The following is an 18,844-nucleotide window of genomic DNA, read 5'->3' on the forward strand; positions in this document are numbered from 1 at the left end:
CCCCCCATAGAATCCCCGGTCCGGGGCCCATCGGTATACGACGACTACTCCCCAGGAACAGCCCTCCCAGGCTGTTGAGCGGCAAGCCGCCTGTGGTAACACTAACCTGCCGAGCCCGGCAAGCGCTGACCAGAACTTGCGCCGATCCCCCGGAAGGCGGTATCGGAGGGGTCGCCGGACGGCCGCGAGTACGCTGGGCGCACCCCGCCCACCCCGCGCCGACGGCGCTGCGGGTGCCCGCCGAAACCGCACAGTAAGGAACCGGATGCCCAAGAACAAGAAGCCCGGCGGGGGGCGTGCGGCCAAGAACTTCGACCCGCGCTACAACCCGAAGTACCGCGCCGGCGGATCGCGTGACGGCGACGACGCGAAGCGGCGTCCCGGTGAATCGTCGACGGGGAAGCCCGGCAGCCGCAGCCCGGGGCACCGCGGCCACCGCGACGACGCCGGGCCGGCGCCCGCGAAGCGTCGCTGGACGGAGCAGGAGCGGGCGGGGCGCGACGAGGCGCGCTCCATCCGGAGCCACTCCCGCGATGAGCGAGCGCGCCCCGCAGAGCCGCGACGGGATGCCGCCGCCGGCCGCGACCCGCGCGCCGGCCGCGATTCGCGCCCCGGCCGCGATGCCGCGCCGCGCCGGGACGCCGGTCGCGCCGATCGGACGACCCGCCAGGACGTGGTGCACGAGCGGCTCGACGCCGCGGCGGTCTCGCCCACCGAGGTCGAAGGCGCCACGTTCGCCGACCTCGGCCTGGGGCAGAACATCGTCAAGGCCATCGGCGAGCTCGGGGCGCGGCATCCGTTCCCCATCCAGGCGGCGACGATCCCCGCGATCCTGGACGGCCGGGACGTGCTCGCGCGCGGGCGCACCGGCTCGGGCAAGACCATCGCCTTCGGTGCGCCGCTCGTCGAGAGCGTGCTGCGCTCGCAGGCCGGGCAGAAGCGCGACTTCGGCCGGCCGCCGCGCGCGCTGGTCCTCGCGCCGACGAGGGAGCTGGCGCTGCAGATCGACGCCACGATCCAGCCGATCGCGCGCAGCGTCGGCCTCTTCACGACGCAGATCTACGGCGGCGTGCCCAAGGCGCGGCAGCTCGGCGCGCTCAAGAAGGGCATCGACATCGTCATCGGCACGCCCGGCCGCATCGAGGACCTCGTCGAATCCCGCGCCCTCGACCTGTCGCAGGTGGGCGTCGCCGTGCTCGACGAAGCCGATCACATGTGCGAACTGGGCTTCCTCGAGCCGGTGCAGCGCCTGATGCGCCGCACGCCGCGGGAGGCGCAGCGGCTGCTGTTCTCGGCGACGCTGGACGGACAGGTGCAGACGCTCGTGCGCGAGTTCCTCGCCGAGGCCGCCGTGTTCGAGGTGGCGGGCGAGACGCAGCGCTCCGGCACCATCGACCATCGCGTGCTCGTGATCGACCACCGCGACAAGCCCGAGGTCCTGCGGGCGCTCGTCGGCGCGGCCGGGAAGGCGCTCGTGTTCACGCGCACGCGCGCGTACGCCGAGATGGTCGCGGCGCAGCTCGATGAGGCCGGCATCCGGGCCCTCGCGCTGCACGGCGATCTCGATCAGGCTCGGCGCACCCGCAACCTCGAGAAGCTCACGTCGGGGCGCATCGACGTGCTGGTGGCGACGGATGTCGCGGCCCGCGGCATCCACGTCGACGACATCGACCTCGTGGTGCAGGCCGATCCGCCGGACGAGTACAAGACGTACCTGCACCGCGCCGGCCGCACCGGACGCGCCGGGCGCAGCGGCCTGGTCGTCACCCTCGTGACCCGCTCCCGTCGCGCACGGCTCGCCGAGCTGCTCGAGCGCGCCGACATCGACGCGCCGTTCGACGAGGCGCGGCCGGGCGATCCCCTCTTCGACAGCGAGCGCCGCTGACGGCGAGGGGCGCGCCGGCCGCAGGGGCGGTCAGCCGCGCAGCGTGAAGGCCTCGAGCAGCCGAGCGGCTCCGGCGGCTCCGCCGAGCGACCGCAGCTGTGCGCCCACGCGGCTTGCGGAATCCCTCACCGCGGGGTCGGTCGTGACGCGCTCGTAGGCACGCGCGATCTGCCCGACGGTCGGCGTGCCGGTGCGCAGATCGACGCCTGCTCCCGTCCATGCGACGCGGGCGGCAACCTCCGGCTTGTCGAGATCGCCGCCCGCGACCACGAGCGGGATGCCGTGGCTGAGCGCGGTCAGGGTGCCGCCCCATCCGCCGTTCGTGATCACGACGTCGGTGCGCGGGAGCAGCCGGTCGTAGGGGAGGAATCCCGCGACCCGGGCGTTCCCCGGCACCGGGAACGGCAGGCTGTCGCGTCCGCGCACCCCGGTCGACACCACGATGAGCAGGTTGCGGTGCGCGAGCGCCTCCAGCGCCGGCCGGATGAGGTCGGCCGGATCGATGTTCTGCGTCCCCTGTGTCCCGTGCACCACCGTGCGACCGTCGAGGTCGCCCCACCAGCCCGGCAGCGGGCCGGGATCGGATGCCGGCGCCGCGAGCAGTCCCACGAAGTCCAGGTGGTCGGGCCGCGCGCGGGCGAAGTCGAGCAGTGGCGCGCCGCTGGCGAGGATGCGCTCGGGCGAGTACACCGCTGCCGCGAACGGCGTCGCGTCCGCCGGCAGGCCTACGGCGGCGCGCGCGCGGGCGAGCGGTGCGACGAGGGGACGCATCAGCAGCGGCGCCACTGCGCGGAGGGCGGCATCCCTCGCGCGCGTGAGGGGATTGCGGCCCGGCGCGAGGCCGAGGCCGCTGGGGGCGCCCTGCCGGCTCGGCAGGCTCAGCGGCAGCACGGCGACCGTGGCCCAGGGGCATCCGGTCCGCTCCGCGAAGAGCGCGACGCCGACCGAGGTCTCGTCGGCGACGACGACATCCCACGGCTCCCGGTCCCACTCCGCCTGCAGATCCTCCACCTGCGCGGGGGCCGTGCCGATCATGACGTCCTCGAGGTTCACGAAGACCTGCCTGATGCCCTTCCTGCCCTCCAGTCGCGGGAACGACGCGCGCAGATCGTTCTCGTCGAAGTCCGGGGCGCTGCGCCATGGCACGAGGACCGCGCCGGATGCCGCCACCGCGGCCCGGAAGGCCGAGCCGGTGTAGAACCGCACGTCGTGCCCGCGCCCCACGAGCGCGTGCGCGATCGCCCGCAGCGGGGTCACGTGCCCGGTGAACGGCATCGCCGACAGCAGGAAGCGCGCCATCCCGACATCGTCCTCCGCGCATCCGGTCCGCGCCAGGGGCGCGCGGCGCGGACGCGGCTCAGGGCGTGGAGGCTGCGCCGATCGCGTCGACCAGCGCGGGGTCACCGCCGAGCGCCGTCAGCCGGGCGCGGACGGCGACCTCGGCGCGGCGGTACGGCTCATCGCTCGCGTGCAGCAGGGAGCGGGTGTTGGCGGCCTCGAGGAACGACACCAGCTCGAACGTCAGCTGGCGCGCATCGTCGAGCAGCGGCAGCTCGCCGGCGGCCATCGCGTGCTCGATGCTCGCGGTGAGGTATTCCTCCCACTGGCCCGAGGCGGCGATGACGGCGTCCCGCACGGCACCCGGCTTGGCATCGAACTCGACGGACGTCGCCGCGAAGAAGCACCCGCCGCTGAACACGCGGTCGCGCGAGTAGGAGACCCAGTCGGTGAGGAGCGCGCAGACCCGGACGAGCCCGCGCGGTGTCCTGGCACGGGCGGGCGCCACCACCCGATCGATGAAGACCTCTCGCGCCGCCGCGACGACGGCCAGCTGCAGCTGCTCCTTGGACCCGAAGAGCGTGGCGATGCCGCTCTTGCTGTGCCCCGAGGCATCCGCCAGCCGGCCGATCGTGAGGCCGTCGAGACCCTCGACCGTCGCCGTGTCGACCGCGTGTGACAGCACGGCACGCCGCGACTCGTCGCCGCGCAGGCGGCGGCGGTCGACGGGGGGTTGTGCCATGCCTCGAGGTTACCGTACGATCGTTCGTATTCATAAGTACGACCGTTCGTATTCTTCGGATCGGAGCATCATGGATATCGCAGCCGCCGTCGCCGGCACGTCCGTCCGCGCCGCAGGCGCCCTCTCGCCCCGGTGGGGCGCCGCCGTCGCGATGCCGCTCTTCGGCCGCGTCGCCAGACCGCGGCCCGTTCACCCCGACCACGAGCCGACGATGTCCCGCGCCCGACGCGGTCGTGTCACGGTCGCGGGCGTAGATCGGCGCGGTGCCGAGGTCGAGACGTACGAGTGGGGCGGCGGAAACCGGGTCGTGCTGCTCGCGCACGGCTGGGATGCGCGCGCCAGCCAGTTCGCGCCGCTCATCCGCGAGCTCGTCGCCGAGGATTACCGTGTCGTCGCGTTCGACGCGCCGGCCCACGGGAACTCGGCCGGGCGGCGCACGTACCTCGTGGACTGGCTCCACGTCTTCGCGGCCCTCCAGGAGCGCCACGGCGGGTTCGAGGCCATGATCGGGCACTCGTTCGGCGGGCTCGCCACGCTGATCGGCGCCGCGGGAGGCATCCGGGCATCGCGGGTGGTCACCATCGCCGCGCCGGCGGACGCCGCTGCGCTGCTCACGCAGTTCCAGGCGGGCCTCGGCTACTCCGATGCCGTGTCGCTCCGGATGAAGGAGCTGTTCGCGAGCCGGTACTTCCCGGGTGAGCCCGACCCGTTCGCGTGGCTGTCGAGCGTGCAGCGGCCCGTGCCGGCCACGGTGCCGCTGCTGATCGCCCACGACCGTGAAGACCGCCTCGTGCCCTTCGCGGAGGCGCAGCGCATCGCGGCGGCGCATCCCGGTGCCCGTCTTCTGGAGACGCGCGGACTCGGGCACAACCGGCTGCTCGCGGCAGACGTCGTGCTCGACGCGGTGCTGGCGCACCTCGCCGCACCGGCCGTCGCCGCGGCGCCATCGGCCCCGCCGATCGCCCAGGGACGACCTGAGCCGGCACCGCTCCCCGCCGGCGCGGCACGCTCCGTGCCGGTGGGAGTCTGAGCCCCGTCGCAGCGGGGCCCTTCCGCCCCGATGGCCGCTGTGGTATTGCTGTGACCATCGACGAAGGCGTCGAGTCGACTGGGGGGTCGAGAGCACTGGGGGTATTCCGATGGACGTCTCGATCACACGCGTGCGGACGCACGAGGATTCGCGGCGCCGGCTGCGCGCCGTCATTGCGGTGGTCGCCGCGCTGGCGGTGGCATGCCTGCTCGCCGTCGCGGCCCCCGCTGAGGCGGGCTGGGCCGCGCCGGTCGCGGCCGCGAAGCCCGACAAGCCCGGCGGCGGCAACGGCGGCGGCGGAGGCGGCGGAGGCGGCGGGGGCACCGTCGAACCCGCGTACGCGGCGGTGGGCGACTCTTTCGCCGCCGGCGTGGGCGCCGACAGTTATCTCGACAGCTCCTGCTACCGCAGCTCGAAGAGCTACCCGAAGCTGCTCGACGCCGATCCCGACAAGCGGCTCGTCGCCTTCCTCGCCTGCTCGGGCGCCAACACGTCCGCGGTGCTGACGCAGGTCGCCGGCATCCCCGCCGACGCGAGCATCGTCACGGTGACCGTCGGCGGCAACGACGTCGGGTTCGCCGACGTCATGCAGAACTGCTTCGTCCTGGTCACCTCGACCTGCTCCTCGAAGATCGCCGCGGGGTCCGCGATCGCGACCTCGGACGCCTTCAAGGCCAGCATCGCGAACGTGATCGGGGCGATCCGCACCAAGGCCGCGACTGCGCGCATCGTGGTGACCGGGTACCCGCTGCTGTTCTGGGAGAACTCCTCGGGCGTCAACCCCAAGTACACGTGGGCGGACGAGGTGAACGACCAGACCGTCGTCCTGAACGACGTCATCGAGCAGGTGACCGTCGCCAACGGCGCCCGCTTCGTCGACGTCGAGGACGACTTCGCCGGACACGGCATCGGCAGCACCGCCCCGTGGATCAACGACTTCCGGTGGCTCAGCAGCAGGAACGCCTTCCACCCCAACAGCGCGGGGTACGTCGCGTACGCCGCGGCCGTGCGCGTGACGCTGGCCGGCTGAGGGCGGGCTCGCCGTCAGAAGAGCCGGCCGGATGCCTCGGCGCCGAGCGTCGCGCTCCTCGCCGTCGTGCTCCTCGCCGTCGCGTTCCTCGTGCTCGCGGCGGCGGCACGCCCGCGTGAGGTCGTGACGATCGGAGCGGCGCGTGCGTCGGCGCGGTCGGCGAGTCCTGCCACCGGCGCCCCGCGCCCGTGCTCCTCCTCGGCGCGCCCGTCGAGCCGGTGCGCGCGCAGGAGCGGCCGCACGCGCTGCGCCAGCCATGCACGGTACGCCTTCGGCGCATTCGCGGTCACGCCGGGGTACATCCCTCGATACGACGGCACGAGTTCCGGATGCCGCTGCTCGAGCCACTGCATGAACCACTGCTTCGCGCCCGGCCGGAGGTGCAGTGCGCCGTAGACCACCCGGATCGCGCCGGCCTCTTTGATGCGGGACAGCGCGTGGTCGATCGCTGCTGTCGAGTCGGTCAGGTGCGGGATGATCGGCATCAGGAACACCGTGACGCGGAAGCCCGCGTCGGCGGCCGCGCGGACCGTCTGCAGCCGGGCGGAGGCGCTCGGCGTGCCCGGCTCGATCAGGTGCTGCAGCTCGTCGTCGAACACCGCGATCGACATGGCCAGCGTGACGGGCACGTGGGCCGCGGCATCCGTCAGCATCGGCAGATCGCGCCGCAGCAGCGTGCCCTTCGTGAGGATCGAGAACGGCGTGCCCGACTCGGCGAGCGCCGACACGATGCCCGGCATGAGCTGGTAGCGGCCCTCGGCGCGCTGGTAGGGGTCGGTGTTGGTGCCGAGCATCACCGGCTGGCGCTGCCAGCTGCCCCGCCGCAGTTCCTTCTCGAGCACGTCGGCGACGTTGATCTTCACGACGACCTGCGTGTCGAAGTCCCGCCCGGCGTCGAGATCCAGGTACTCGTGCGTGCCCCGGGCGAAGCAGTTGTGGCTGATCACCCCGTTCGCGATGAAGTCACCCGTCGATGTCGTGATGTCGACCATGTCGATCGTCTCGCCGAGGTCTTCGATGGAGACCACCCGCAGTGGTGCGGCGGACTTGACGGCGTCGCCGATGAGGGACAGTCTGCGGGTGATCGCGGGCTGGGTGAGCTCGAAGAACCGGCGCCGGGCGGGGAGCCCGCCGAGCAGCCGCACGGCGCTCACGCCATTCGCGCGGGGCGGCTCCTGCACATGGGGGAAGCCGTGCGCGTCGAGGGCGCCGCAGATCGCAGACAGGATCCGGGGGTCGCGATTGGTGATCCGCAGCACTCCCCGGCTGCAGCTCCCCTCGGCGTCGAAGACGCCGGCAAGGAACCCCCGAGACCACTCTGGCGACGGGTCAAGCGGCCACCCGATCAGTTCTGTGATCGCGTCGTCATCCGACCCGCGTGAAGTGAAGATGGCGTTCATCTCGCGGCGTTCTGCCGTCGCGGCCGAGAATCTGCGGAGGGTCGTCCGCACGCCTGCCGCCTCGAGGTAGCCGCGGGAGCGGTCCAGCGCCTCAGAATCCCCCAGAGCGAGCCGGAATCTATGTGCCACATAGGTCCCTCGCCCGTTGCTTCGCGGGTACGACCGTCTGAGCATCATCGCGTCACCGCGGATCATGCCGCAGAGATAGCCCGACTGGTACGCATCCGTCGGAAGCGCGGGGGACGAGGTGCCGCCGAGGCCGAAGCCCAGGAGCTTGTTGTTCGTCGTGAGGTGCGGTCGCTGCGGCGCCCCCTTCGGTGCGGGCTGCACGTGCTTCCAGCCGCGTTCGGTGAGGAAGCGGTGGTCACCGCTCGCCACGAGCACGGTGCCGTCGGCGAGCGTCACACGATACGCGCGCTTGCGCGTCTCCCACTGTGCGGAGACTGTCGCGCGGACGTATCTGCGGTAGGCGCCCTCCCCACGGGTGCCGACGACCTCGTCACCCGCGCGAACGTCACCGATGCGCTTGCTGCGTCCGTCGGCCATCAGAACCTGCGTGTCGGGATGCAGGCAGTACACGCACGAGTGACTGCATCCGCGGTACGGGTTCACGGTCCAGTCGAACGGCATCGCGGACGCCAGCGGCACATGGTTGAGCGCCGACTTGCAGAGCACCTCGTGGAAGGTCACGCCGGCGAACTCGGGCGTGGTGACCGAGCGCACGAGGCCGTTGAGCTGCTCGAGGCCGGGCAGGGCCGCGGCATCCGCCACACCCAGCTCCTGACCCTGCCAACGCATTCACCCATGAGAACAAAAATTCGAAAGCGCGTCAAGACACCGGGGCGGCGTGTCGAACATCGCGGGAAAGCGTGCGCCGATGCTCCGTCCAGGTCAGAATGGCAGGCGTGACGGAGCCTGGCCGGCTCGCCACCCCCCGAGCCGTTCCCGAGACTCGTCGCGCTGCCCGAGCGATGCGCGATGAGGCGGCGCGGCGCGCCCGGGAGGAGTCCGCCGCGGTCGCACCGGACGCCGCGTCCGCCGCACCTGCACCCGCTGCCGCGGCCTGCACGGCCTCCCCCGCGTCCGCGCCTCACACCGCATCCCCCGCGTCCGCGCCTCGCACCACCTCCCCTGCGGCGGCCGCGCCCGACACGGCAGCGACGCATCCGGTTCCCTCGCTGCGAGCGCGACCGGGCGGGCGCGTCGCGCGCCATAGCCGCCCGGTGACGAGTGAGCGGCGGGCCGCCCGCGGCGCCGAGATCCTCGCCGTCGGCGAGGACGCGCAGCCGGTCCGGCACGCGCGTCCCCGGCGGCTCACGGGCCGCGTCGCCGCGGTGGCGGGCCTCGCCGCAGGTGCGGCACTGCTGCTCGGCTCGGCGGCGATGACGGCCGCGATGCTGCCGCCCGCCCCGCCGGCAGAGGTCGAGGCGGCGCTCGCCACCACGCTGGAGGCGCGCGAGATCGAGCAGCTCCCCGTGCCCGCCGTGGAGCAGTCGCCGCTGGCCGCAGACCTGTGCGCTCTGCCCGAGTTCCTCACCGCGCTCCGCTCGGGCGCCGACGAGCAGGCGATCGTCGCCGCGGGCGGCGGCGAGGCGTTCCGCTCGGCAGTGGTCGACGGCCGTGCGCCGTGCGTGGACCTCGGCGACTCATCGCGCATCTGGGCCGTCGTCGACAAGCTGCGGCCGGCGTCTCCGATCGACTATCGCCCCGGCGGCCTTGTGCTGCCCGACGGCGTGCGCAACATCGAGGGAGGCGCCCTGCGCACGGAGGCGGCATCCGCTCTCACCTCGCTCGTCAATGCGGCGCGCACGGCTGGCGTCGGCGAGATCGCCCTGGAGAGCGGGTTCCGCTCATACCAGACGCAGCAGCAGACCTACGGGCGGCATTTCGCAGAGCGTGGCGACCGTGCCGATCAGGTCAGTGCGCGGCCCGGGTACAGCGAGCACCAGCTGGGCCTCGGGGCCGACGTCGTCGCGTGCGCCGGCGCCTGCGGCACACTCGACGACCTCGCTGCGACGCCGCAGGGGCAGTGGGTCGCTGCGCACGCGTGGGAGCACGGGTGGATCGTGCGCTACGTCGAGGGCGCGACCGAGGTGACCGGGTACCTGCCGGAGCCCTGGCACCTGCGCTACATCGGGCCCGAACTCGCCAAGGCGTACCACGACGGCGGGTGGACGTCGCTGGAGGCCTTCTTCGCCCTCGCCCCCGCGCCGGACTACGCGCAGTGAGCGGGAGCGGCGTCCCCGCTGAAGGAACTCAATCCCACGAGAAGTGAGACTGGATGTCGCGGGCGCGGCGTAGGATCGGGGTACCGGGGCCGCGACGGGACGCCGGCTCGACGAAGAGAGAGGTTCGCCTGCCATGGAGCGGGATATCTACGACGAGGACCACGACGCCTTCCGCGACGTCGTCAAGGAGTTCATCAAGCGCTACGCCTCGGACGAGAAGCGCCGGCAGTGGGACCGCGACGGCGAGATCGACCGCGCCACCATGCTGGCGGCGGGCGAGGCCGGGATCATCGGCCTGTCGGTGCCCGAGGAGTTCGGTGGCGCCGGCATGCTGCAGGACTACCGCTTCCGCTCGATCGTGCTCGAAGAGACGATCGGCGCGGGCCTCGGCTCGCTGGCCGGCGCCCTCGGCATCCAGGACGACCTGGCCGTGCCCTACATCGTGCACATGGGCACGCAGGAGCAGAAGGAGAAGTGGCTGCCGGGCATGGCGACCGGCGAGATCCTCGGCGCCCTCGCGATGACCGAGCCCGGCGCCGGCTCGGACCTCCGCGGCATCAAGACCACCGCCAAGCGCGTCGAGGGCGGCTACATCGTCAACGGTGCGAAGACCTTCATCTCGTCGGGCAAGACCGCCGACATGGTGGTCACCTTCGTCAAGACGGGTGAGGGCAACCGGCCGGATGCCTTCAGCCTGCTGATCCTCGAGGACGGCATGACGGGCTTCGACCACGGCAAGAAGCTCGAGAAGATGGGCTTCCACGGCTGGGACACCGCCGAGCTGTCGTTCACCGACGTCTTCGTTCCCGAAGAGAACCTCATCGGAGGCAAGGAGGGCCTCGGCTTCATCCAGCTCATGATGAACCTGCCGCTCGAGCGCCTGTCGATCGGCGTCGCGGCGGCGGCAGCGGGCGAGGCCGCGTTCGTGTGGACCCGCGACTACGTGCTCAGCCGTGAGGCGTTCGGCGAGCGCATCGCCGACTTCCAGAACACCCGCTTCAAGCTCGCCGACATGGCCACCACCGTCGACGTCATGTGGGCCTACGTCGACCGCGCGATGATGCTCTACCGGGATGAGAAGCTCACCGCCGAGGAGGCCGCGAAGGTCAAGTTCTGGACGACCGACCGCGAGGCCGAGCTCCTCGATGTCGGCGTGCAGCTGCACGGCGGCTACGGCTACATCACCGAGTACCCGATCGCCCGCGCCTATCTCGATGCCCGCGTGCACCGCATCTACGGCGGCACGAACGAGATCATGCGCGACATCGTCTCGCGCCAGATCGTCGGCAAGCGCTGACGGATGCCACGACCCGGCCCTCTGCGGAGGCGCCGGGTCTCCGGCATCCGTCGCTCCCGAGCGGAGGCCCGCTCGAGGTCAGGCCAGACCCCACGGGAAGGTGGCGGCGAGCAGAGCCGCGGAGACCGCCCAGAAGGCCAGCGTGAAGACGGTGTCGCGCGCCCGCCACGGCACGGTGTACCGCTCGGTGCGGTCGGGATGCGCCCCGAAGGCGCGGGCATCCATCGCGAGCGCGACCCTCTCGGCGTGGCGGATCGCTCCGGCCAGAAGCGGCACGATGTAGCCGAACCACCGCGCGACCGCGACGAACGGCCCCCGTCCGCCGTGCGCACCGCGCACGCGATGCGCCTGACGGATCACGTCGAGCTCGTACCCGAAACGGGGCAGGAACCGGAATGCCGCGAGCGCGGTGTAGCCGATCCGGTAGGGCACCCGCAGCTGCTGCACCGTGGCGCGCACGAGGTCGGGACCCGTCGTCGACAGGCCGGTGATCAGGGTGAGCGCGAGGATGGCCGACAGCCGGAGCCCGGTGGCGAAGCCGACGGCGAGGGCTCCGCCGTACATCGTCCAGCCGCCCAGCTGCCACGCCACCCAGGACTGGTCGACGCGCGACGCGTCCGTCCACAGCGCGAACCCGAAACCGATGATCAGGGCACCGAGCGGCAGCACGAGGAACAGGATCGCCGCCAGGCGCCGCGTGAACGAGACGCCCACCAGCAGCACGGCGTACGCGAGCGCGAGGAAGGCCGCAGGGGTCGCGGCGTCCCGCACGAAGACGAGCAGCGCGGCGGCGGGCAGTGGTGCAGCGAGCTTGGCGAGCGGGTTGAGGCCGTAGAGGAAGCGGACAGCGGATGCCTCGACCCGCCGCGCGTACGGATCGACCGCGCTGCGCGACGCGGTCGCCACGGTCAGGGGCCCGGTGTCGGTCACAGCGCACCTCCCGCGGCGTGCGGGGCGGGTGCCGCGTGCGGGCCGAGTTCCTGACCATTCGTGGCGGAGCGGTTGGGATCGGCGACCTCGGGCGACCTCGACGCGTCGTTCGGAAGCTCGGCCGACGCGGCGCCGTTCGGGAGCTGGGCGGGCGCCCCGTCGGGCTCGGAGCGCGGGAGGGCCGCCCGGCTGCCGGGGAGATCGGCCAGACGCGCGATGCGGGCGAGCTCGGGGTGGCGCACGACGTTCCGCAGCGCACGCCGCAGCGGCGGCGGGCGCAGGCCTGCGCCGGTGATGAGGGCGTCGTCGGCGAACACCTCGGCGGTCGGGCCCTCGGCGAGCACGCGGCCGCCGGTCATCACGACGGTGCGGTCGGCGTAGTCGGTGACCAGCTGCATGTCGTGGGTCACCACCAGGATCGTGGTGCCCTCGGCGTTCAGCTCCGACAGCAGCGACAGCAGCTCCTCCGCCCGTGCACGGTCCTGGCCGAAGGTGGGCTCGTCGAGCACGAGCACGGGGGCCCCGGCGACGAGCGCCGTGCCGACCGAGAGCCGCCGCTTCTGGCCGCCCGACAGCAGGAACGGGTGGCTCGCCGCCTTCGAGGCGAGCCCGAATCGATCCAGGAGAGCCGTCGTGCGCGTCCGCACCTCCTCCTCGGGCAGGCGCTGCAGCCGCAGGCCGTGCGCGATCTCGTCGAAGACCGTGGGCGCGATGAACTGGTGCTCGGGGTTCTGGAACACGAAGCCGATGCGCCGGCTCAGGGTGCGGGCGTCAGCGCGACCGACGTCGACCCCGTCGACGTGCACGGTGCCCTTCGGCGGCGCGACGACGCCCGCCATCGCCTGGATGAGGCTGGTCTTGCCCGCGCCGTTCGCCCCGACGACCGCGACGAACGCGCCGCGCGGAACATCGAGGTCGATGTCGTGGAGCACCTCGGTGCGGCCGCGGCGCAGCGTAAGGCCGCGCACGCGGATGAGCGGGCCGGTTGGCTTGCCTGCGGCCGGTTCGGAAACCGGAGATTCAGCGGTTCTCCGGACTGCGGCGGGCGCGGCATCCGGAATCTGCGCGATTGTCCGAATTCCGGATGCCGCGGGGGCCGGTGCGGGGGGAGACGCGGATGCTGCGGGGACGGGCGCGGGCTCGGCGTCGAGGGCGGCGCGCAGCTCGTCGGGGGTGAGCGGAAGCGGCTCGAGCGCGAAGCCGGCGCGGCGGAGACGCAGCGCGGCGATCGTGGACACGGGCAGCCAGACACCCATCCGCTGCAGCTCCTCGGCGCGGCCGCGGAGGACCTCGTCGACGGTGCCGTCGGCGAAGAGCCGCCCGTCGTGATCGAGCACGACCACCCGGTCGACGAATCCGACCGCGGCATCGAGGTTGTGCTCGACGAGCAGGATGGCCCGATCCCCGGCGGCCACGAGCTCGGCCAGGGCGGCGTAGACCTCTTCGATCCCGGCGGGGTCGAGGTTCGCGGTCGGCTCGTCCAGCACGAGCAGCGGCGAGCCCATCGCGAGGGCGCAGGCGATCGCCAGCCGCTGACGTCCGCCGCCCGACAGCCGGTCGGGGTTCTCGGAGCGGCGCTCCCACAGCCCCACGCGGCGCAGGGCGGCCTCGGTGCGGGCGAGGACGTCGGGCACCGGCATCCGCAGGTTCTCCGGACCGAACGCGACCTCGTCGAGAACCGTTCCGGTGACCAGCTGCGCGTCCGGATCCTGGAAGACCATGCCGACGCGGGTGCTGAGCTCGGCGACCGCGGTGTGCCGGGTGTCGAGGCCGCCGACCTCGACGGATCCCGTGACGTCGGCGGGCACCGTGTGGGGGATGAGCCCGTTCAGCGCGAGCGTGAGCGTCGACTTGCCCGAGCCGCTGGGTCCGAGGAGCAGCACGACCTCACCCGGTGAGACGTCGAACGACACGGATGCCGGCGCCGGGGCGGTCTCGCCGTCGTGGGTGACGCCGAGCTCGCGCACCCGCAGCAGCGGCGCGGCAGTGGACACGGGCATCCGATCGTGGTGGAAACTTAGCCTTCCCTAACCTACCCGCGTCCTGGGTGGCGGCGAAACGAGCTCGCGGGCGCGGACGACGTCAGGCGCTGCTTCGGCGCGCCACGCCGGCGCGGCGCAGCGCCGCGCCGATCCCGAGCCCCACGGCGGTCCATGCCACCGGACCGACGATGAAGAGCGCGACGTAGACGATCTGTCCCCAGAGCGGGAACCGCGACACGTCCGCGGCGAACCAGATCGCCACAGCGATCACGGCGCCCACGATCACCGCCGAGAGGAAGAACCGCCAGGGCTCCCAGCGCTTGTAGCGCGACGTGGCGGCGACCAGCTCCTGCAGCGCGCCGACGAGCAGGGCGGTGCCGATGTACCGGCCGATCCACAGCGGAACGACGGCGCTGGCGACGAGCGCCGCGATGAGGTGCGTGATCAGCGCGACCCACGGACGCCGGAGCAGCTCCTGGGCCACCACACCCGGAAGGACGTGCACCCCGAGCACGAGCCCGTACAGGATCGGCGCGCCCGCCGAGACGAACCCGCTGACGGCCCCGGCGCCGGCCTGCAGAACACCCGTCGCAACGCCGATGGCCGCGCAGGTGAGCAGAACGCTCGTCGAAAGTCGGGTCGGCTCAGCCACCTGCCCAGCCTATCGGCGGGAGGCCTCTCGATTCTCACAGAGCTCTCATTAACCGAGAATCAACCGAGAGTTAGGTTTGAGGTCGCTGCGCCCCGACGAAGTGGCGCAGCGACTCCCCACGAAAACCAATATGGAGGCCACGATGGGTCGATCCTCCGTCAGAGCAGCCGCGGTCGTCACACTCGCCGCACTGTTCACGGGCACTGCCACAGCCAGCTTCGGCGCGGCGCCGGAGGAGGTGAGAACCCCCGTTCCGATCGATGCGCCCTCCGGCCGCTACATCGTCATGCTGAAGGACGCACCGCTGGCGACGTACGACGGCGGCCAGGCCGGCATCCAGCGCACGAAGCCCGAGACCGGGAGGCAGCTGGACGCGCACTCCGCGAACTCGCAGAAGTACATCGCCCACCTCAAGAAGGAGCAGCAGGCGGTCGCCGCCGAGGCGGGCGTCACGCCCGCCACGACGTACCAGGTGACCCTGAACGGGTTCACCGCCGACCTCGACGGCGCTCAGGTCGCGAAGCTGCAGAGCGACAAGAACGTGCTCGGGGTGTACCCCGACGAGATCCGCCACCCCGACGCCGTCCCGTCCACCGAGTTCCTCGGACTCGGCTCGGGTGACGCCGGCACCGGCGGAGTGTGGGATGCCGTCGGCGGCGTCGCCGAGGCCGGCAAGGGCGTCGTCGTCGGCGTGGTCGACACCGGCATCGCCCCGGAGAACCCGTCGTTCGCCGGCGACAAGCTCATCGGCAAGCCCGGAACGGGCAAGCCGTACATCAACGGCGACAACGTCGTCTTCAAGAAGTCCGACGGCAACGAGTACCGCGCCCGGCGCGTGGACGCGTCCGACCAGGGCTGGACGAAGGACCTCTACAGCACCAAGCTCATCGGCGCGCAGTTCTTCGCCGACGGCGCCGCGGCGACGGGCTTCGACTTCAGCTACGACTACCTGTCGCCGCGCGACGGTGACGGCCACGGCTCGCACACCGCGAGCACGGCGGCCGGCAACTTCGGTGTCGAGGCGTCGGTCGAGGGCGTCGGCTTCGGCGAGGTCTCGGGTGTCGCCCCGGCCGCGAAGGTCGCGTCGTACAAGGCCTGCTACGTGGGTCCGGACGACCTCGTCACCAGCGACGACATCTGCGCGCTGAGCGACCTGCTCGCCGCGATCGACACCGCAGTCGCCGACGGCGTGGACGTGATCAACTACTCGATCGGCGGCGGCTCGGCCACCACCGTGCTCCAGCCGGAGGACATCTCGTTCTTCAACGCGGCGGCCGCCGGCGTGTTCGTCGCGGTGAGCGCGGGCAACAGCGGCCCCGGTGCCGCCACGGCCGACCACGCGTCGCCGTGGTACACCACGGTCGCGGCATCCACCATCCCGACGTACGAGGGCACCGTCAAGCTGCCGAACGGCTTCCAGGCCGCCGGCGCCTCGGTGACCGTGCCGTTCGGCGAGAGCCTGACCGGTCCGGTCGTGTACTCGGGCGACGTCGCCAAGGCGGGCGCCGCTCCCAACGAGGCGGCTCTGTGCTTCCTCGGCACGCTCGACCCGGCCAAGGTCGCCGGCAAGATCGTGGTCTGCGACCGCGGCACGAACGCTCGCGTCGAGAAGTCGCAGGAGGTCGCCGCTGCCGGCGGCACGGGCATGATCCTCGTGAACGTGACCCCGGGCTCGCTCGACAACGACTTCCACTCGGTCCCCACCGTGCACATCGACGCGCAGCACCGCACGGCGCTGCTGGACTACGTGCGCAGCACCGCGGACGCCACGGCGACCCTCGTGGGTGACAACATCACCGGCAAGGAGACCCCGACCCCGCAGGTCGCGGGCTTCTCGAGCCGCGGTCCGATGCTCGCCGACGGCGCCGACGTCATCAAGCCCGACGTCTCGGCTCCGGGTGTCGCGATCGTCGCCGCCACCCACAACGGTCCGACCGAGGCGCCGACGTTCGGCTTCAAGTCGGGCACGTCGATGTCGTCGCCGCACGTCGCCGGCCTCGGCGCGCTGTACCTCGGTGAGCGCCCGACGGCCACGCCGGCCGAGATCAAGTCCGCGCTCATGACGACCGCGTACAACACGGTCAAGGCCGACGGCACCGACAGCACCGACCCGTTCGCGCAGGGTGCCGGCCACGTCGACCCGACGAAGTACTTCGAGCCCGGGCTGCTGTACCTCAACGGTCCCGCGGACTGGGCGGGGTACCTCGAGGGCGCGCTCGGCGAGGACCTCTTCGGCGAGATCGAGCCCACCGATCCCAGCGACCTGAACCTGGCGTCGTTCGGCATCGGCACCCTCCCCGGCCCGCAGACGGTGACCCGCACGGTCACCGCGACGCAGGCCGGCACGTTCACCGCCGAGGCATCCGTCCCCGGCATGAACGTGACCGTCGAGCCGAGCACGCTGACCTTCGGCGCGGCGGGCGAGACGCAGTCGTTCACGGTCTCCTTCGCGAAGGGCGACGCCCCGGTCGAGCAGTGGGCCACCGGCTTCCTCACCTGGACGTCGGGCGAGACCGAGGTGCGCTCGCCGATCGCGGTGTTCCCGGTGACGGCCGCCGCTCCCGCGCAGGTCGAGGGCGAGGGTGCCGACGGCAGCGTCGACATCGAGATCACGCCGGGCATCACGGGCGACCTCCCGCTGAACCTGGCCGGCCTCGCTCGCGAGGACGTGCTGATCGACGGCACCGAGGCCACCGGGGCCGAGGATGACGGGTACACGTACGAGCTGGTCCAGGTGGCCGCCGGGACCGAGCTGGCGCGCTTCGCGCTCGACTCGTCCGACGACACCGGATCCGACCTCGACCTCACGGTCTACCGTGTGGTGGGCCCCACCGATCTGCGCTACTACGAGAACTGGCAGTCCGCTTCGGCCTCGGCCGACGAGGCCGTCCAGATCGTGGCGCCGACCGCGGGCTACTACCTCATCGAGGCGCACGTGTACTCGTACACGGACCCCTTCACCTGGCAGGCCACCTCGGCTCTCGTCACGCCGGACGGACTCGGATCGCTCACCGCGACCCCGAACCCGCTGCCGGTGACCGAGGCCACGCCGACGCAGTTCCAGCTGTCGTGGTCGGGCCTCGAGAGCGGAAGCTACCTGGGTGTCGTGCGCTACGGCGACTCGCAGGTGCGCACGGTCGTCTCGGTCGACGTGCCGTAACCGTTCCACACCGAAGAGGCGTCCGGGCTGCGGCCCGGGCGCCTCTTCGCGTGCCGGGGCGGGGTCGCCGCGACGCGTGCACAGAATCGGAGGCTTCGGGCGGCGCGCCGGGCGACGGATGCCTCGCCCCGGCGTGTCGGCGAAAACCTCCGACGCTGTGTACGGCGGGCGAGGCCGAGGCCAAGGCGGGTGGGCCTAGAGCCGTCGCCGACGCCGCGTGAGCCTCACGGCGGGCAGCGGCGGGGCGGGGATGCGCTCGTCGCCGTGGTCGACGACCCGGCCGAACCGCTCCGAGCCGGCCTCCCACGCCTCGCGCGCCTCGACGATCTCCTCGTGCGAGCGGCCGACGAAGTTCCACCACATCACGACGTCGTCCTCGAACGGCTCGCCGCCGAGCAGGAAGAGCGTCGCGCCGGCCGCGCTCGACAGCACGACGTCGTCGCGCTGGGTTCCGAGGTACAGCAGGTGCTCGGTGTCCAGGACGACGACGGTGCCGGTCCCGTCGCCGACGGCGGACGCCACCTCGGCCTCGCCCGCCACGGCGATGAGCGCGTGCTCCCACGCCGCTCGCAGGGGAACGCGGACCGTCGCGCCGGGCGGGATGCGCAGCTCCGCCCCGACGATCGGCGTGTACACGGTGGCCGGCGACGCGACCCCGGCGAGCTCGCCGAGCACAACGGTCGCCGCGCCCGGGGAGCCGAGGAGCGCCGGAAGCTCGACGTCGGGCAGCACGTCGTGCTGCTCGAACGCCGGCGCGCCGTGGCGGCGGGACTCCGGCAGTGCGATCCACAGCTGCAGCGCGTCGAGCGGGGTGGGGCCGTCGCCGACGGAGTACTCGGAGTGGGAGATGCCCGCGCCGCTGGTCATGAGGTTGAGCGCCCCGCGGCGGACGACGACGTCGCTGCCCACCGAGTCGCGGTGGCGCACATCGCCGAGGTACGGCCACGTCACCGTCTGCAGCCCGATGTGCGGATGCGGCTCCACCCGCATGCGGGCGTCCTGCGGACCGAACCGGTCGAGGAAGCACCAGGCGCCGACCAGCGGCAGGTCGCGCTGCGGCAGCGAGCGATGCACCGACATGGCGCGGACGCCCCCGAGCGGGACCTCCCTCGATTCGAGCAGCAGCGTGCGCGGGCCGGAGCATTCGACGGCGGATGCCACCTCCATCGCGTCCGGACGGAGGCCGCCGGCGGTCGACGAGGCGTCGAGGCGGGTCATCGCCCTGGTCCG

13 protein-coding genes are annotated in these 18,844 nt (G+C 72.4%); 6 read left to right on the top strand and 7 right to left on the bottom strand.

The genetic code is table 11. The features are described from left to right. Window positions 1-265: 265 nt before the first annotated feature. Window positions 266-1,885 carry a DEAD/DEAH box helicase gene (locus tag ACFRAL_RS03000; RefSeq protein ID WP_378879559.1) on the top strand — a complete coding sequence of 540 codons (1,620 nt, stop codon included), beginning with the start codon at window positions 266-268 and terminating at the stop codon, window positions 1,883-1,885. A 30-nt stretch (window positions 1,886-1,915) separates the two neighbouring features. Here ACFRAL_RS03000 and ACFRAL_RS03005 read toward each other — a convergent pair whose 3' ends face one another. Both ACFRAL_RS03005 and ACFRAL_RS03010 read right to left on the bottom strand, forming a co-directional pair. Next, a complete protein-coding gene (locus ACFRAL_RS03005; protein ID WP_378879561.1) occupies window positions 1,916-3,184 on the bottom strand; it encodes a glycosyltransferase in 1,269 nt (422 codons plus the stop codon). A gap of 58 nt (window positions 3,185-3,242) precedes the next feature. Next, a complete protein-coding gene (locus ACFRAL_RS03010; RefSeq protein WP_378879563.1) occupies window positions 3,243-3,905 on the bottom strand; it encodes a TetR/AcrR family transcriptional regulator in 663 nt (220 codons plus the stop codon). 70 nt (window positions 3,906-3,975) lie between these two features. On the opposite strand from ACFRAL_RS03010, the gene ACFRAL_RS03015 reads away from it, so the two are divergent. Both ACFRAL_RS03015 and ACFRAL_RS03020 read left to right on the top strand, forming a co-directional pair. Further along, window positions 3,976-4,935, top strand: a complete 960-nt coding sequence (locus tag ACFRAL_RS03015) for an alpha/beta hydrolase (protein WP_336393877.1) — start codon at window positions 3,976-3,978, stop codon at window positions 4,933-4,935. A 109-nt stretch (window positions 4,936-5,044) separates the two neighbouring features. Then, entirely contained in the window at window positions 5,045-5,965 is a 921-nt protein-coding gene (locus ACFRAL_RS03020; RefSeq protein ID WP_378879566.1) for an SGNH/GDSL hydrolase family protein, read from the top strand. A 14-nt stretch (window positions 5,966-5,979) separates the two neighbouring features. Here the strand turns inward: ACFRAL_RS03020 and ACFRAL_RS03025 are convergent, their stop codons facing one another. Continuing rightward, entirely contained in the window at window positions 5,980-8,163 is a 2,184-nt protein-coding gene (locus tag ACFRAL_RS03025; protein ID WP_378879569.1) for an intein-containing Rv2578c family radical SAM protein, read from the bottom strand. 425 nt (window positions 8,164-8,588) lie between these two features. Between ACFRAL_RS03025 and ACFRAL_RS03030 the strand changes: the two genes are divergently transcribed. After that, window positions 8,589-9,593 carry a M15 family metallopeptidase gene (locus ACFRAL_RS03030; RefSeq protein ID WP_378879571.1) on the top strand — a complete coding sequence of 335 codons (1,005 nt, stop codon included), beginning with the start codon at window positions 8,589-8,591 and terminating at the stop codon, window positions 9,591-9,593. 133 nt (window positions 9,594-9,726) lie between these two features. After that, window positions 9,727-10,890, top strand: a complete 1,164-nt coding sequence (locus ACFRAL_RS03035) for an acyl-CoA dehydrogenase family protein (RefSeq protein ID WP_336393873.1) — start codon at window positions 9,727-9,729, stop codon at window positions 10,888-10,890. A 78-nt stretch (window positions 10,891-10,968) separates the two neighbouring features. On the opposite strand, the gene ACFRAL_RS03040 is transcribed toward ACFRAL_RS03035, so the two are convergent. From ACFRAL_RS03040 to ACFRAL_RS03050, 3 genes are all read right to left on the bottom strand, one after another. Next, window positions 10,969-11,820: an energy-coupling factor transporter transmembrane component T gene (locus ACFRAL_RS03040; protein ID WP_336393872.1), complete on the bottom strand. Its 852-nt coding sequence runs from the start codon at window positions 11,818-11,820 to the stop codon at window positions 10,969-10,971. After that, window positions 11,817-13,820, bottom strand: a complete 2,004-nt coding sequence (locus tag ACFRAL_RS03045; RefSeq protein ID WP_378879574.1) for an ABC transporter ATP-binding protein — start codon at window positions 13,818-13,820, stop codon at window positions 11,817-11,819. Before ACFRAL_RS03045 ends, ACFRAL_RS03040 begins: the two co-directional genes overlap by 4 nt. Before the next feature lie 82 nt (window positions 13,821-13,902). Then, a complete protein-coding gene (locus ACFRAL_RS03050; protein WP_378879577.1) occupies window positions 13,903-14,454 on the bottom strand; it encodes an ECF transporter S component in 552 nt (183 codons plus the stop codon). Between the two features lie 142 nt (window positions 14,455-14,596). Here ACFRAL_RS03050 and ACFRAL_RS03055 point away from each other — a divergent pair, with 142 nt between their 5' ends. After that, a complete protein-coding gene (locus ACFRAL_RS03055; RefSeq protein ID WP_378879580.1) occupies window positions 14,597-17,614 on the top strand; it encodes a S8 family serine peptidase in 3,018 nt (1,005 codons plus the stop codon). A 195-nt stretch (window positions 17,615-17,809) separates the two neighbouring features. Here ACFRAL_RS03055 and ACFRAL_RS03060 read toward each other — a convergent pair whose 3' ends face one another. Then, window positions 17,810-18,832, bottom strand: coding sequence for a pirin family protein (locus ACFRAL_RS03060; protein ID WP_378879583.1), 1,023 nt, complete (start codon window positions 18,830-18,832; stop codon window positions 17,810-17,812). Window positions 18,833-18,844: the final 12 nt, after the last annotated feature.

It is taken from the genome of Microbacterium sp. NPDC056736 (assembly GCF_042790415.1).
Taxonomy (GTDB): domain Bacteria; phylum Actinomycetota; class Actinomycetes; order Actinomycetales; family Microbacteriaceae; genus Microbacterium.